The sequence below is a fragment of the Bacillus sp. F19 genome (assembly GCA_023823795.1).
GTDB lineage: Bacteria > Bacillota > Bacilli > Bacillales > Bacillaceae > Bacillus_P.
The window spans coordinates 764,723-779,540 of sequence record CP085710.1; the positions used below are offsets into that span (position 1 = coordinate 764,723).

General features: G+C 37.8%; 14 protein-coding genes. 11 read left to right on the forward strand and 3 right to left on the reverse strand.

Features of this window, described 5'->3' with window-relative positions:
- Nucleotides 1–468: 468 nt before the first annotated feature.
- The 11 genes from LIT25_04060 to LIT25_04110 all read left to right on the forward strand — a co-directional run bounded on the left by LIT25_04060 (nucleotide 469) and on the right by LIT25_04110 (nucleotide 12,627).
- A complete protein-coding gene (locus LIT25_04060; protein ID USK34548.1) occupies nucleotides 469–4,020 on the forward strand; it encodes a S8 family serine peptidase in 3,552 nt (1,183 codons plus the stop codon).
- Between the two features lie 353 nt (nucleotides 4,021–4,373).
- Nucleotides 4,374–5,195, forward strand: a complete 822-nt coding sequence (locus LIT25_04065) for an ABC transporter ATP-binding protein (protein USK34549.1) — start codon at nucleotides 4,374–4,376, stop codon at nucleotides 5,193–5,195.
- Between the two features lie 56 nt (nucleotides 5,196–5,251).
- On the forward strand, nucleotides 5,252–6,049 hold the full coding sequence (locus tag LIT25_04070; protein ID USK34550.1) for an AraC family transcriptional regulator: 798 nt from the start codon (nucleotides 5,252–5,254) through the stop codon (nucleotides 6,047–6,049).
- A 105-nt stretch (nucleotides 6,050–6,154) separates the two neighbouring features.
- Nucleotides 6,155–7,108 (forward strand): ABC transporter substrate-binding protein, encoded by a 954-nt coding sequence (locus LIT25_04075; protein ID USK34551.1) that lies wholly within the window; start codon nucleotides 6,155–6,157, stop codon nucleotides 7,106–7,108.
- A gap of 1 nt (nucleotide 7,109) precedes the next feature.
- The gene (locus LIT25_04080; protein USK34552.1) at nucleotides 7,110–8,129 is read left to right on the forward strand and encodes an iron ABC transporter permease; all 1,020 of its coding nucleotides are present in this window, start codon (nucleotides 7,110–7,112) and stop codon (nucleotides 8,127–8,129) included.
- Nucleotides 8,126–9,106: an iron chelate uptake ABC transporter family permease subunit gene (locus LIT25_04085; protein ID USK34553.1), complete on the forward strand. Its 981-nt coding sequence runs from the start codon at nucleotides 8,126–8,128 to the stop codon at nucleotides 9,104–9,106. The genes LIT25_04080 and LIT25_04085 overlap by 4 nt, the downstream gene beginning before the upstream one ends.
- Nucleotides 9,107–9,146: 40 nt before the next feature.
- Nucleotides 9,147–9,728 carry a hypothetical protein gene (locus tag LIT25_04090; protein USK34554.1) on the forward strand — a complete coding sequence of 194 codons (582 nt, stop codon included), beginning with the start codon at nucleotides 9,147–9,149 and terminating at the stop codon, nucleotides 9,726–9,728.
- A 155-nt stretch (nucleotides 9,729–9,883) separates the two neighbouring features.
- Nucleotides 9,884–10,231 (forward strand): metalloregulator ArsR/SmtB family transcription factor, encoded by a 348-nt coding sequence (locus LIT25_04095; protein USK34555.1) that lies wholly within the window; start codon nucleotides 9,884–9,886, stop codon nucleotides 10,229–10,231.
- A gap of 15 nt (nucleotides 10,232–10,246) precedes the next feature.
- Nucleotides 10,247–11,542 (forward strand): arsenic transporter, encoded by a 1,296-nt coding sequence (locus LIT25_04100; GenBank protein USK34556.1) that lies wholly within the window; start codon nucleotides 10,247–10,249, stop codon nucleotides 11,540–11,542.
- A 34-nt stretch (nucleotides 11,543–11,576) separates the two neighbouring features.
- Entirely contained in the window at nucleotides 11,577–11,996 is a 420-nt protein-coding gene (gene arsC / locus LIT25_04105; GenBank protein USK34557.1) for an arsenate reductase (thioredoxin), read from the forward strand.
- A gap of 166 nt (nucleotides 11,997–12,162) precedes the next feature.
- The gene (locus LIT25_04110) at nucleotides 12,163–12,627 is read left to right on the forward strand and encodes an N-acetyltransferase family protein (GenBank protein USK36153.1); all 465 of its coding nucleotides are present in this window, start codon (nucleotides 12,163–12,165) and stop codon (nucleotides 12,625–12,627) included.
- 64 nt (nucleotides 12,628–12,691) lie between these two features.
- Here LIT25_04110 and LIT25_04115 read toward each other — a convergent pair whose 3' ends face one another.
- From LIT25_04115 to crcB (LIT25_04125), 3 genes are read right to left on the reverse strand one after another with little or no spacing between them, the layout of a single operon-like run.
- Entirely contained in the window at nucleotides 12,692–13,795 is a 1,104-nt protein-coding gene (locus LIT25_04115) for a M42 family metallopeptidase (GenBank protein USK36154.1), read from the reverse strand.
- A 51-nt stretch (nucleotides 13,796–13,846) separates the two neighbouring features.
- Nucleotides 13,847–14,209 carry a fluoride efflux transporter CrcB gene (crcB, locus tag LIT25_04120; GenBank protein ID USK36155.1) on the reverse strand — a complete coding sequence of 121 codons (363 nt, stop codon included), beginning with the start codon at nucleotides 14,207–14,209 and terminating at the stop codon, nucleotides 13,847–13,849.
- Nucleotides 14,203–14,601 (reverse strand): fluoride efflux transporter CrcB, encoded by a 399-nt coding sequence (crcB, locus tag LIT25_04125; GenBank protein USK34558.1) that lies wholly within the window; start codon nucleotides 14,599–14,601, stop codon nucleotides 14,203–14,205. The genes crcB (LIT25_04120) and crcB (LIT25_04125) overlap by 7 nt, the downstream gene beginning before the upstream one ends.
- Nucleotides 14,602–14,818 lie beyond the last annotated feature (217 nt).

Below are 14,818 nucleotides of genomic sequence, written 5' to 3' on the forward strand. Positions count from 1 at the left end.
AACGAAAAAGACGCTATTCTTCTAAAATAATTGGAAAGAATAGCGTTTTTTTCTTAATCCATACGTCGCTAAACGGGCGCTTGCGCTTTTCTTAATATCTTGAAAGGCTTCAGAATGTTATTTAGTAGCCAGGTCTTTGGTCTTATTTTACTAAACTTCATTTTCAGAAAAATCATAAAAGTTAATTAATTATGCTTATTTCCCCCATTTTAAAAGTAATCATTTTACTACTAATCATAACTTCGACAAAATAACTTAAAGTTCTATTTTAATATTGCTTAAATGACAAAATTTTTTATTGAGATATAAAAAAATAAGTCTATCGAACCATGCTTAAATCCCCCAATTTACTATATTTTATGGTGCCTGTACAATTTGAATTATATTTATTTACGCTATCATTTTATAAGTTTAATAATCTCATAATCATGGTGGAATAAATATAAACTCAAAAAAGGAGAGACGTAAATGAAAAAAAGTAAATTGAAGGCGTTTAAAGTCATGTCTACTGCAGCTGTCGCATCCTTAATACTTACATCTTTCACAGTTTTTGCAGAAACGAATGACACTTCAACCGAGCCTCAAGCGTTTGAAGATATTGTGGAACAAGGAAGGAATTTATTTTTTGATAAGGACAAGTTAGATCCTGGAAGTGATGATTTATATAATAAAGATATTAATAAAGAAGGTTCGAATAAAGCCTATAACCCAAATGACCTTGTTCGACTAATCGTAGAAGTGGAACAACCAACAGATGTGGACAATACATCTAAAAATAAAAAATTAATCATGAAGCAAAAGCAAGACAAAGTCATCTATCAAATCTCAAAAGCGAAAGCTTCAAAATCAAATTTGCCAACTAAGGTGAAACATCGTTATTTTGAAGGGTTTAACGGATTCAGTTTAGAAACAGAGTTTCAAAATATTAATGAAATCCAGTCAATTCCTGGGGTTACTAATGTACATATCGCCAAAACATTCCAACCAGCTATGGGAGCAAGTAAAGATTTAGTCCAAGCTCAAAAGGTATGGAAACAATATGGTTATGAGGGTGAAGGATTACTAGTCGCTATCATCGATTCAGGGGTCGATTACACACACAAAGATATGACACTCACTGAAGAGGGAAAGGCAAAACAAAAGTGGTCTCAAGAAAAAATCGAGTCTAAATTGGGAGAAACGGAAGTAAACGACGTTTGGTATAGTGAAAAAGTCCCTACAGGTTATGATTGGGCAGATAATGATACGAATGTCATTCCCGCGATAACTGGAAGTGCTCACGGTACTCACGTTGCTGGTACAGTTGGAGCAAATGGAGATGAAACGAAAAGTGGTGTTGCAGGAATAGCACCAGGTGTTCAACTACTAGCAGAAAAGGTATTTTCAGATAATAGTGGTGGAGCCTATGAGGATGATATTATAGCAGGTATTGAGCATGCTATTACAATGAATGCAGATGTTATCAATATGAGCTTAGGTTCAGATGCAGGCTATGTAGGGGAAGAAAATGATCCGATTCAGAAAGCTATTCGAGTCGCATCAGAAAATGGGACACTTGTTGTAGTGGCAGCAGGTAATGCATCGTACAGTACGAAGAATGCATTGATTCCCTCTTCTTTACAGCCATATGCAGAAAATCCAGATATAGGAGTAGTAGGTGAACCTGGTGTAAGTCCTTATGCTTTATCAGTCGCTTCCTATGAAAATACAAAACTACATGTAAATACATTAGTCGAAGAAAATGGCCTATCACTTCCATTTCAAGATCAAACACAATTTGGTCCAAAATTTAACTTTAAATTATCTAAGTTTTTATCACCAAATGAATCCTATGAACTGGTATATGTAGGCGAAGGAAAGGTAAAAGCTGATTACTATAAAAACAATGTTTCGATGGTTAATGGAAAAATTGCCGTAATAAAGCTATTAAATAGTTACTCTTATTATTCTCCTATTCAAGCTCAAGCAAAAGCAGCCGGCGCAAAAGCTATGATCATTATTCCACCTACAAATATGGCTGATTATCCATATTTATTTTTAAGTCAATATGGCATTCCAGCTGCGACTACAGGTAAAGTTCCTGGAGAAGCATTAGTAAATAAACTAACAAGTGGTCAAACTGTAAAAATGAAATTAGCTGGCGGCACTTCGGTAGACAACCCAGCGAAAGACACAATGTCCCATTTTTCATCTATTGGTTCCCCGCATACATTAGATTTTAAACCAGAGATTTCGGCACCAGGTGGAAAAATTTACTCCACTGTACCAGGAAATGATTATGAAATAATGAGTGGAACATCCATGGTAACTCCACATGTTGCAGGCGGCTCAGCATTGTTAATGCAGGCCCTATATGAAAAAGGATTAGCACATTCTAAAGATACCGTTCTAAAGGCAAAACTTGCTTTAATGAATACTTCCAATATTGTCATGGATCCAAGAACAAATGGAGAAGTTCCATATTCACCACGTGTACAAGGATCAGGTTTAATGCAAATTCAAAATGCAATTAATACACCTGTTATTGTGGCAAATAGAAACACTCCTTTAGAACAAGCTGGAGCGGTAGCTTTAAAGGAAATCGGTCAAAATACAAGTTTTAAATTAAACGTAGAAGCATTTGACATACCTAAGGGTAAAAATAATAGTGATGATATTGAATACAAGGTTTATGTCGATGTATTAAAAGATCAAACTGAAATGAAAGAATTTGATTTAGACGAAGATGGTGACTTAGATTCCAAGGAGTATTTAACGTTAACAAGTGAACGTATTAATGGTGCGGATGTCACGGTAAATGATAAAAAAGTAACGCTAACAGAAGGCGCATCCATTAAAATCCAACCTGGTCAAACAAAAATGCTGACTATAAATGTAAAGTTACCAGATTCCTTAAAGAAAAATAGTTTTGTAGAGGGATTTGTTCGTCTCGTTCCAGTAGCTGAAGACCAGGATAAAGCAGTTCCACTTTCCGTTCCTTATATGGGCTTCTATGGAAAATGGGATGAACCACAAAATATTGATCCTCCAGCATGGGAAACCGATGCCTTCTTAGGATATACTGCTCTTTGGGATGAAGTATCAGAGAATTATCCAATGGGATATGACCCAACTACTGGAACATTTGATACAAACCGTATCGCATTCTCACCAAACTTCTTTGCAAATGGTGTATATGGTACATTTACAGCATTACGTAATTTACAAAAAGTTGAAATGTATGTAGAAGACGAATCGGGAAATTCCATTAAAAATTTAGGTGACTTTAGTGAATACACAGGAAAGCCATGGAAATTCAGAAAAAATATTATGGGATATAGAGATTATAAATATCAGGGATATATGTGGGATATGAAAAATCTATCTGGACAGTTTGTACCTGACGGAAATTATCGTTATGTAATTAAAACGACATTAGATTATGAAAATGCAAAACCACAGATAGTTAAAATGCCAATTAAAGTAGACTCCATTGCTCCAACCATTTCTGATATTCAGGTGAAGCCAAAGGACGGTAAATATGAAATATCCTTTAAGGCCGAAGATAATGATAAGGGAAGTGGCTTTAATGATAGTATTATTTGGTATAATGGGAAATATTCAAGCTTAAAACCAGGAGTAACTTCTAAAATTGTAAATGAAGAACCGAAAAGTGTTGTCGTTGTAGCATCTGACTATGCTTATAATCAATCATACCTAGTTTGGGGAGATCCAAGTTATATTAATCAAGATATGGTCATTTCCTATTACGGCGTAAGTCCAGTAAATAATGTTAACAGTACTAATCAGGCAAAAATTTTAAGTTTTGCTAATAACCGAGTAGACTGGACGATTACTATCAAAGATGCAAGTGGAAAAATCGTCGATTCATTTGAAGTCAAAAATGAACATACACTAAGAACACAATGGGCACCTAAAGCGGGTCTCCCAAATGGTACGTATTCTATTTCGTTGGATATTGTCACGAAAAGTGGCTTTAAAGTAACAACAACGTCCAAGCAAGTAACAGTTAACCAATAACCATAAAAAAAAGATTTTGATTTGAAGAAAACGACAGGTTCGCCTGTCGTTTTTTATTTTATGGAATAGGTGGGAGAAGAAAGATGGCGCAGGAGACATCCCTTGCCCATTTAAGACCCTGGGGATTCTCCCCAATACCCCTAACCTCAAAGGGCCAGTAAATTGAGTAAAAGATTTACAACTTCACTTTTTTATACAGCTATTAGGTGTACTTAAGCATGATCAACTCTTAATTTTTCAACTGTAAAACAGAATCTTATATATCGCTCAAAAAACAATCATTGACAGCGAATAATGAAAAAGATACTTTTAATTAATGATGAGAATTATTATCAAGTAGGTAAGGTGATGAAATGAAACAATTACTAGTTGAAGATTTATTGGTTGGCTATAATGAAAAGGTGATTATTAACTCTTTGAACGTTGAGATACCTGAAGGAAAGATCACTACAATTATTGGTCCCAATGGGTGTGGTAAGTCAACACTATTGAAAACAATTTCTCGTATTTTAAAGCCGAAAAAGGGAATTATTTACTTAGACGGAAAATCTATTCACCAGCAATCACCAAAGGAATTAGCGAGGCAAATGGCGCTTATGCCGCAAAGTCCAACAGCTCCCCAAGGCTTAACAGTTTATGAGCTTGTATCTTATGGACGTTTTCCGCATCAAAAAGGGGTGGGGCGTTTAAATAAAGAGGACAAAAAGATGATTGAGTGGTCTTTAGAAGTAACGGGAGTAAATGCTTTTGCCGATTTAGAAGTAGAATCATTATCTGGAGGACAAAGGCAAAAAGTTTGGATTGCCATGACTTTGGCTCAAGATACAGGCGTTATTCTACTTGATGAACCAACAACCTATTTAGATATGGCTCATCAATTAGATGTTCTTAAGCTCTTAAGAAAGTTAAATGAACAAGAAAATCGTACTGTTGTCATGGTTCTTCATGATATAAACCATGCCGCTCGTTTTTCTGATAACTTAATAACGATGAATGCTGGAAACATTGTGAAAACGGGTTCGCCTTTAGAGGTGATGACTCAAGAAACATTAAAGAATGTATATGACATTGAAGCAAGCATTATCATCGAACCAAAATCAGGCTGCCCAATTTGCTTAACATATGATTTATGTGATGATTACGATAAACGTGAACTTGTTTTGAGATCTTGCTGAAAAGTCAAGGTCTCTTCTTAATTTTCAAATACTTTTAGAAAAAGGATGATTCACCAATGAGCTTTCAACAGCTGTCTACCATTATTCCCATCTTAATCGATGTAACTCTTCTTAAGACTTCGCAAATACATACAGCTAAATCAGACTGTCATGCAATCCTCATTGTTAAATATGGGCATGTAACCATCACTCCAGAAAATCAGCCCCCTATAATTTGTACAGAAGGCTTTGCACTTAATGCAAAGGAAGGCCCATTTCTCATTGAAATTCCGAAAACAAGGTCTGCAGAATATGTATTAATTACCTATCGTCTCTTCCCGGAAAATCAAGAGTGGGCATTAAGTGGTCTTTTGTATTCAATTAGTGAAGAAAAAATTTATTATATGCTTGACGAGCTTATTCGAATACGTACCTTAAGTAGTAATAAACAGGACCCTGGGGTACAGTCGTTTAGAGAACGACTTATGCTTGAAAGGATTTTATTTATTTATTTGTTCGAGTCAGCGATGAAAAAGGAAAAAAATACTACGATGAGCTTAATTGAGGAAACGGTATCATATTTGAACCAACATTATATGCTTGAAATAAAGCTGCCACTGCTGGCTGATAGGGCTGGTTTAAGTGTCGGTCATTACACAGTTGTATTTAAAAAACATACTGGTATGACAGTTAAAGCTTACCTATTGAAACTTCGAATTGAAAAAGCAAAACAATACTTAGCACAATCAAACTTAACGGCGAAGGAAGTGGGAAAACGAGTTGGATTCTATGATTATTTCCATTTCAGTCGCAGCTTTAAAAAGGCGGTTGGCTGCTCTCCGACGATTTTTCGAGCAAACGTTGAGAAAATCTAAAAATACGACATGCTAGTTCTTATATTATGATATGTTCAAGAAAAGCAATAACACATAAAATCTAATTGATAATAATTATCAAAATCAATTAAGGGGGAGCAAATTATGCACCAGCGGATGAAACGGTTCCTTGGCTTTGCTATTATGTGTTCATTTATTTTAAGTCTTATTGCTTGTAGCAATTCCGTTAATAATGAATCAAAGAAAGAAGCACCAAAAGAAGCAAAGGAAGAAGCTATTGAGGTTGAACATGCACTTGGGAAAACAGTGCTAGACAAAAAACCTGAAAAAATTGTTGTATTAGAATTTAGTTATACAGACGCACTTATGACACTTGACGTTCAACCTATAGGTATAGCAGACGATGATGATCCAGACCTTTTCATGGATACTGTAAGAGAACAATTAGAGGATTACACATCAATTGGATCTCGCTATGAGCCAAATATCGAAATGATTAGTTCATTACAGCCTGATTTAATCATTGCAGATTTAAATCACCATAAGAACATATATGATCAATTAAATGAAATTGCCCCTACAATTGTTTTAGATGACCATCAAGCAAATTACAATCAAATGCTTGATAACTATTTACTCATTGCTAAAGCGATCGGAAAAGAAGAAGAAGGTAAAGACCGTTTAGAAGAGCATAATCAAAAAATTGAAGAAGCGAAGCAAAAGCTAGGAGATACTGCTATTACCGTGTTGCCAACTGTAACGAATCCAGAAGGTTTCTTTGCACACTCCGATCATTCATATACAGGATCTTTCCTGACAAGTATTGGCTTTGATGATCCAGTAAAAAGTGAGGATTCCTATCCGAAGTTAAGCTTGGAGCAGCTTGTTGAAACGAATCCACAAGCGATTTTCTTACTGCCAGCTACAGAAGAAACAATTGTAGATGAATGGGAAAAAAATCCTTTATGGCAAGAGATTGACGCTGTGAAAAATAATAAAGTGTTTACAGTTGAAAGAAGAGATTGGGCACTTTCACGCGGATTGATTGGGTCAGAAAAAATGATTGAGGATATTGTAAAGCATTTAGGAGAGCAGTAATATGAGCAAGTTTACAGTAAGAAAGCAGAAACCTAAATTGTTTCTGCTCTTACTTTTTTCAGGGACTTTGTTTTTCATTGTCACCGGCTTCCTCATTAGCCTTAAGTGGGGACAAGCGACTATTTCATGGCGTACTTTATATGAGGCCATTACATATCAAGGGCAAAATAAAGAGCATCTTTACATTCAAACATTAAGAATGCCAAGAACAATAATGGCATTTATTATTGGTTTCCATATGGCATTAGCAGGATTACTTACACAGTTGATTACGAGAAATCCTATTGCTTCACCTCATGTTTTTGGGATTAATGCAGGAGCTTCCTTATCAGTTGTCATCGGATTAATTATGTTTTCGAACTATACCTTAACAGCTTCTATTTATTTTGCTTTTATTGGGGCTGCCCTCGGTGCACTTCTCGTTTTTTCATTAGCCGGAATACAGCAAAAGCAGCATGTTCGACTAGCTTTAGCCGGAATAGCAGTTCATTTTCTATTATCTTCTTTAACAGAAGGATTAATTATCATGAACCAACATTCTACAGATAGTATGATGTTTTGGCTAGTAGGAGCTGTTGATCAAGCAGGCTGGCTAGAAATTCAAGCGATTTTACCTTGGTCTGCTATTGGGATTACCACTTTCTTGTTTATGCTGCCTTCTTTTAAGCTTCTAGTGATTGATGATGACATCGCAGTTGGTCTGGGACAGCGGATCATGTTAGTGAAATTGATTGGTATGCTCATCGTTATCTTGTTGGCTGGATCTGCAGTAGCGACTTGCGGTCCTATTGGTTTTGTTGGACTTATAGTTCCACATATTGCTCGTTCTATAGTAGGCAACAAGTTAGGTATACTTGTTCCCTTAACTGGGCTATTAGGAGGCATGCTTCTTATATATGCAGACTTCTTAAGTCGTTTTATTGCATATCCTTATGAATCTCCAGTCGGAATTTTAACTGCAGTTATTGGTGGACCTTTCTTCATTTATTTAGCCCGTAAGAAAGGAGCATCACAATCATGAAAAAAATAATGATATTAATTTTTTCATTTTTATTAATGATGATTTTTTTCTTTGTATCTTTAAGTGTTGGCGCCGTTTCTATTTCCATACCAGATTTATGGTCAAGCCTTTTGCAAAAGGAGACTCCGTTTACTTTTATTGTTTGGGAATACCGTCTGCCTCGAGTAGTGATAAGTATTCTTGCAGGCTTTGGCTTAGCAGTAGCAGGGGTTATATTGCAGAGCCTTGTTCGAAATCCGTTAGCAAGTCCTGATGTAATTGGTCTTACAAAAGGTGCAGGCTTTTTTGCAGCATTCGTGATATTTCTCTTTCCAGGTTCTCCTGACTATGTATTGCCAGTTGCAGCTTTAATGGGTGCATTTTTAGTGTTTATCCTACTTTTAATATTAAGTAAGCGTTTGACATTAAACCCTGGTGCTTTTGCATTAGTGGGCATAGCATTAGGGGCTATATTTCAATCAGGAATTCAATACTTGATTGTTAAATATCCTACTGATATCAATATGGCATTGTTATGGATGTCTGGAAGCTTATGGGGAAGAGGGTGGAGCGAAGTGTTATCTCTCCTTCCTTGGATCATGATTCTTCTTCCACTTGCTTGGTGGCAATACCCAAAGCTTAATATTTTTCAGTTGGGAGATGAGTATAGTCAGACATTAGGTCTTGACCTCATTCGACAACGCTTTTGGTTGTTGCTTCTTTCTGTCTCACTCGCGGGAATATCGGTTGCATCAGTAGGTTCAATCGGGTTTGTTGGATTAATTGCTCCTCATATCGCTCGCCAGCTTGTCGGAGGTAGACATCAGCTTTTGATTCCGTTAGCAGCGTTAATTGGGGCGAATCTGATGCTAATTGGTGATAGCATCGGCAGGGTGATCATTATTCCAAGAGAAGTTCCGGTTGGCGTAATGACAGCAATCATCGGTGCTCCTTATTTTGTATATTTATTAAGGAAAGAATACAAAAGGAAGGTTTAAGCGGAAGCTTCTAATAATAATCAGCGGCTTTTTTATTACCTTGCTGATTCAAGGAGTGCTGACTTCAACTTTAACCTTACTCATAGACTATCATTATGGTCAGCAAATCAATTTCTTTGGCTTCATCGTCAGTGTGACTTTTTTATCAGGAATTATCCAGTCTGCAAGATGGATGTGGGAGCCGTTCCTTGGCAGAAAAATTGGTTTCTTGTCGGATGGACCCAACGGAAGAATTCCCCTATTTATCTTCTCCTGTATCTTAACAGCGGTTTTATTTGGAATGATTTCATACAGCCTGCCCATATGGTTATGGACCATTGTGATGCTGGCAGTTCTATTAGGTGCAACAGCTATTTCTACGCTTTCAGATGCTCTTGCAATTGATGCAGCAAAGAGTGCAAATGTTGTCTCTTTCCTTACACTCTACTCAATTGTTCAGGATGTAGGAGCCGCATTGGGACCATTCCTTAGTTACATGCTCATTGAGCTTAAGCGCGGATTTATCTATTTGTATTGGGGAGGTGCCTGTCTGTTTACAGCTATAGGGATTCTATGGTTTCTCCTATACCTTGATGAAAAGGAAGCAGGATCAATTCGAATAAAAAATAACCTACATAGTTGATTGAAATCTTAAAGCTTGGAGCTTAAATCCAAGCTTTTTCGTTTATTGCCCTCAAAAAAATATGCTTACACTAATTTACAAAGTTTTTATATATAAGCACTTTATTATATAAGCGAATTATTATATGATATTTTTGACATGGAGGTGTTGGTAAATTGGAAGTGAGTTCAACGTTTGATATTCAGAAGGTGTCTCAAATCCTTAAATTGCTTGGAGATAAAACACGTCTCACGATGATGAAAATGCTCGAGACAAATGATTGCTGTGTCTGTGAATTTACAGCGATTTTTAAAACAAGTCAGCCAGCAATCAGTCAGCATTTGCGGAAACTTCGTGATACAGGATTGGTAAAAGAAACACGCAATGGCCAATGGATTTTTTATTCCACGAATAAAGAAAATGAATACTATCCAATCATTAAAGGATTATTAAATTATTTACCTGCACAGGATAACTTATTAAAAGAACTAGAAGCACAAGGATTGCGTATTACCTGTGAATAGAGAGGGGAAGAAAGATTGACTTCAGTACTTTTAGCTTCCATCATTTTTCTTTTAACTCTCATCTTAGTGATTTGGCAGCCTAAAAATCTCTCCATCGGCTGGTCAGCCTGTGGAGGAGCTTTAGTTGCATTATTAGTTGGAGTAGTTGATTTTGGTGACGTCATTGATGTAACGTCGATTGTCTGGAATGCGACACTTGCATTTATTGCAATTATTATCATCTCTCTGATCTTAGATGAGATTGGTTTCTTTGAATGGTCTGCCTTGCATATGGCAAGAGCAGCAAGAGGAAACGGCGTTAGAATGTTTGTTTATGTATCGATTTTAGGAGCACTTGTCGCTGCGTTCTTTGCGAATGACGGTGCCGCTCTCATTTTAACTCCTATTGTTCTTGCAATGGTTCGGAACCTGAATTTTGAAGAGAAAATGGTCTTTCCATTTATCATCGCAAGTGGATTTATCGCCGATACAACGTCATTGCCGCTTGTAGTCAGTAACTTAGTGAATATCGTTTCTGCTGATTACTTTGATATTGGTTTTATCGAATATGCTTCAAGAATGATTGTTCCTAACTTTTTTTCTTTAGGTGCGAGTATCCTCGTTTTATACTTGTTCTTCCGTAAAAGCATACCGAGAAATTATAACCTTGGGGATTTGAAGACTCCAAAGGCTGCGATTAAAGACGAAAAGATGTTCCGCCTATCTTGGATCGTACTAGGGGTTCTGCTCATTGGATACTTTATTAGTGAGTTATTGCATATCCCAGTATCCATTGTTGCTGGTGTCGTCGCCATTTTCTTCTTGGCTATGGCTAGACGCAGCCCAGCTGTTCATACCAAAAAAGTGTTAAAAGGAGCTCCATGGGCGATTGTTTTCTTCTCTATTGGGATGTATGTCGTCGTGTACGGTCTCAGAAATGCCGGGTTAACGGCTGTTTTAGCTGATGTGATCCAGGCAGCGGCTGATCAAGGATTATTTGTCGCAACGATTTCAATGGGCTTCATTGCTGCAGTCTTATCTTCGTTCATGAACAACATGCCGACAGTCATGATTGATGCATTAGCCATCGCAGGTACAGATACTGCGGGCACGCTAAGAGAAGCATTGATTTATGCAAATGTGATTGGTTCTGATTTAGGACCTAAAATTACGCCAATCGGCTCTCTTGCCACCTTACTATGGCTGCATGTATTGAGCTTAAAAGGGGTCAAAATATCTTGGGGCACTTACTTTAAAACAGGTATCATTTTAACGATTCCAACCTTGTTTATTACACTTGTTGGACTCTATCTGTGGCTGCTCATTATATAAAACATCAAACTCAACTTAAAAGGAGACAGCAACTATGTCTAAAAAAACAATCTACTTCTTATGTACTGGGAACTCTTGCAGAAGCCAAATGGCAGAAGGCTGGGCAGAAAAACATCTTGGCGAAGAGTGGGATGTGAAAAGTGCCGGACTTGAAGCACATGGATTAAATCCAAACGCTGTAAAGGCAATGAAAGAAGTTGGAATCGATATTTCAAACCAAACATCGGATGTAATTGATCCTGAAATCTTAAACAATGCTGATTTGATTGTCACACTTTGCGGACATGCTGCTGACAATTGCCCTGTAACACCTCCACATATCAAACGCGTACACTGGGGATTTGATGACCCAGCGAAAGCAGAAGGAACGGAAGAAGAAAAATGGACGTTCTTCCAGCGCGTACGTGATGAAGTTGGCGAAAGAATTGAGCGTTTTGCCAAGACTGGCGAATAATTAAGCAGAATCGCTGCGTCATCTTATAGAGGTGTTTCCTCTGACATGTTAAAGTCTCAGAAATGAGGCTTTTTTCTTTTAAACAAAAAAGGTGAATTTTATAATAAATTAGAAGGAATCAAGAGGATGGAGGGTGTTTACATTGAACTATCAAATAAAAAAAATGATGGACAGCGATTGGGAGCAGGTTAAAACTATCTATCTTGAAGGCATTGCAACCGGCAATGCTACATTCGAAACAGATGCTCCTTCATGGGAGAGCTGGGATGAAAGTCATTCTAAAACATGCCGGCTAGTTGCAAAATCCGGAAATAAGACAATTGGCTGGACGGCTTTAAGTCCAGTTTCAGGAAGATGTGTATACTCAGGTGTAGCAGATGTGAGCATTTATATCAGCCAATCATATAAGGGTCAGGGAATTGGAACGGCATTGTTGCGTTCCATGATAGAATTAAGCGAAAAAGAAGGATTTTGGACACTTCAGGCAGGAATTTTTCCTGAAAACACTTCGAGCATAAAATTACATAATAAGGCTGGTTTCAGAGAAGTTGGGATTAGAGAACGCTTAGGCAAAATGAGTGGAGTTTGGAGAGACGTAATCCTATTAGAAAGACGAAATGGGATTCTTTAATCTTTCAATGAAAAATAAAAAACGAAGAGTTCATAATCAGTCTCTTCGTTTTTTACAATAAATATCAATGGATTTTCCCATTCATCTCTGTTATTTGCTTAACCGTTTTTTCATCCAGTCGTTTGATGACTTCATAAAGAAGTTTAACTGAATGATCCAGATCGTCTTTGTGAACGATGGAAACATGGCTGTGAATATATCTTGCCGGAACGCTGACGACCAGTGTAGGAACCCCCTGATAACCAAGGTGGAATTTCCCTCCATCGGTTCCTCCGCCAGGCATGATGTCAACTTGGTACGGGATTGAGAGTTCTTTTGCCACTCCGACGACAAAATCACGGAGCTTTGGATGAGGTATCATGCTTGCATCGTAAAAGCCGAGCAATGGCCCGTTCCCTAATACCGTATGTCCTTCTTTTTCTTTCATTCCGGGTGTATCGCCAGCTACTCCAACATCAAGTGCAAACGATAGATCAGGATTGACTTTATTGACTAAAGTCTGAGCTCCTCTTAGGCCCACTTCTTCTTGTACAGTGGCACCTGCATATAAAATATTTGATGCCATTTTATCTGCAGCGACTTTCTCTAATGTTTTCAGGGCTACGTAGCAGCCCGCACGGTTATCCCAATTCCGCGCAAGCAGAAACTTAGGGTTTGGAAGCACTTCGAATGGGCAGACAGTTGCGATCGGATCGCCGACCTGAACACCAAAACTCTCTGCTTCTTCTTTACTTGATGCACCAATATCAATAAACATATTTTCGGGTTCCAGCACATTTTTGCGTTCTTCTATGGATAGAACATGAGGTGCCTTAGAACCGATGACACCTGTCAAATCTCCTTTTTTCGTCAGCACTTTTACGCGCTGCGCAAGCATGACATGACCCCACCATCCGCCTAACGTCTGAAACCTTAAAAACCCGTCATTCGAAATGGTTTTTACCATAAGGCCGACTTCATCCATATGACCGGCGATTAAGATTTTCGGGCCTTTTTTTCCTGTAACTCCAACAATACTTCCAAGATGATCTTTTTGTATCTCAGGTGTTATTTGACTTATGTTTTCTTCCAGCACCTTATGAATCCGTGCTTCAAAACCTGAAGGTCCTTCGGTTTCGGTTAATTGTTTCAACAGCTGTAAGTCTTTTTCCACTATACATCCCTCCATTAGGTAGGATGCCATGGATCAGGAGATTCTACGCTTATTTTTATACGATATTTAAAGTTCGTTCATTCCGAACAATAATCCTATAAATGCCAATAATAGCCCGCCAGCATATGAGAAGAGGAGATATTTAATAAGAACAGACTTGTTTTTCTTTTCTCTCAGCTGGATATTCTCCAGTTTGAATGTGGAAAACGTTGTAAAAGCTCCCATAAATCCAATGCCGAACATCGCATAAAAGCTTTCAGAAACCCCTTTTCCAGTCATCCACCCGAGCAAGAATGAGCCGGCTAAATTGACTGTGAGTGTGCCGATCGGAAATCCAGTCTGACTTTTTATATTCATCTGTGAGCTGATGATAAAACGGGCAATTGCCCCTAAAAATCCCCCTGCAGCAATTAATAATAAGTTCATGATGCAGCTTCGCCCCTTTTCTTGAACATGCGGCGTCCCAGGGTGTAACCGTACCACGTCACGAAAAGCCCTCCTGCAAAACTGAGCAGCACATAGAAAAACGCCATGAGGATTGAACCGCTCCGAAGCAGCAGAACCGTTTCAACGCTAAACGTGGAAAAGGTTGTGAATGAGCCGACAAGACCTGTTCCGAACCCTGCTAAAATATGAGGATGAAAGAGCTTCAGCCTCACAATACTAGTTGTAAACCATCCAAGAATAAAGCAGCCAATTAAATTCGCAAGAAGGGTTCCCAAGGGAAAACCATTGCTGAGCCAAGGGTGAGTAAGCACGCCTAAAGAATACCTCAGTAAACTGCCAATTATTCCACCGGCACCGATCAATAAATAATTCATCTTGCAAACCTCCCATTTCAGATAAAAAAATAGACTCCTGCCCACATTGATTATGAGCAGGAGTCATCAGCTCAGAGGCGGTTATGGCGAACTCCATCGCCTATCATCATGTCTTAATAGGCTTATTTTAATAATGAACCCTATTTTTTAAAAGTTTTTGTCATGTGGAAATCTATATAAAAACTCATAAAAACTTCACATCATTATTATAAAATAA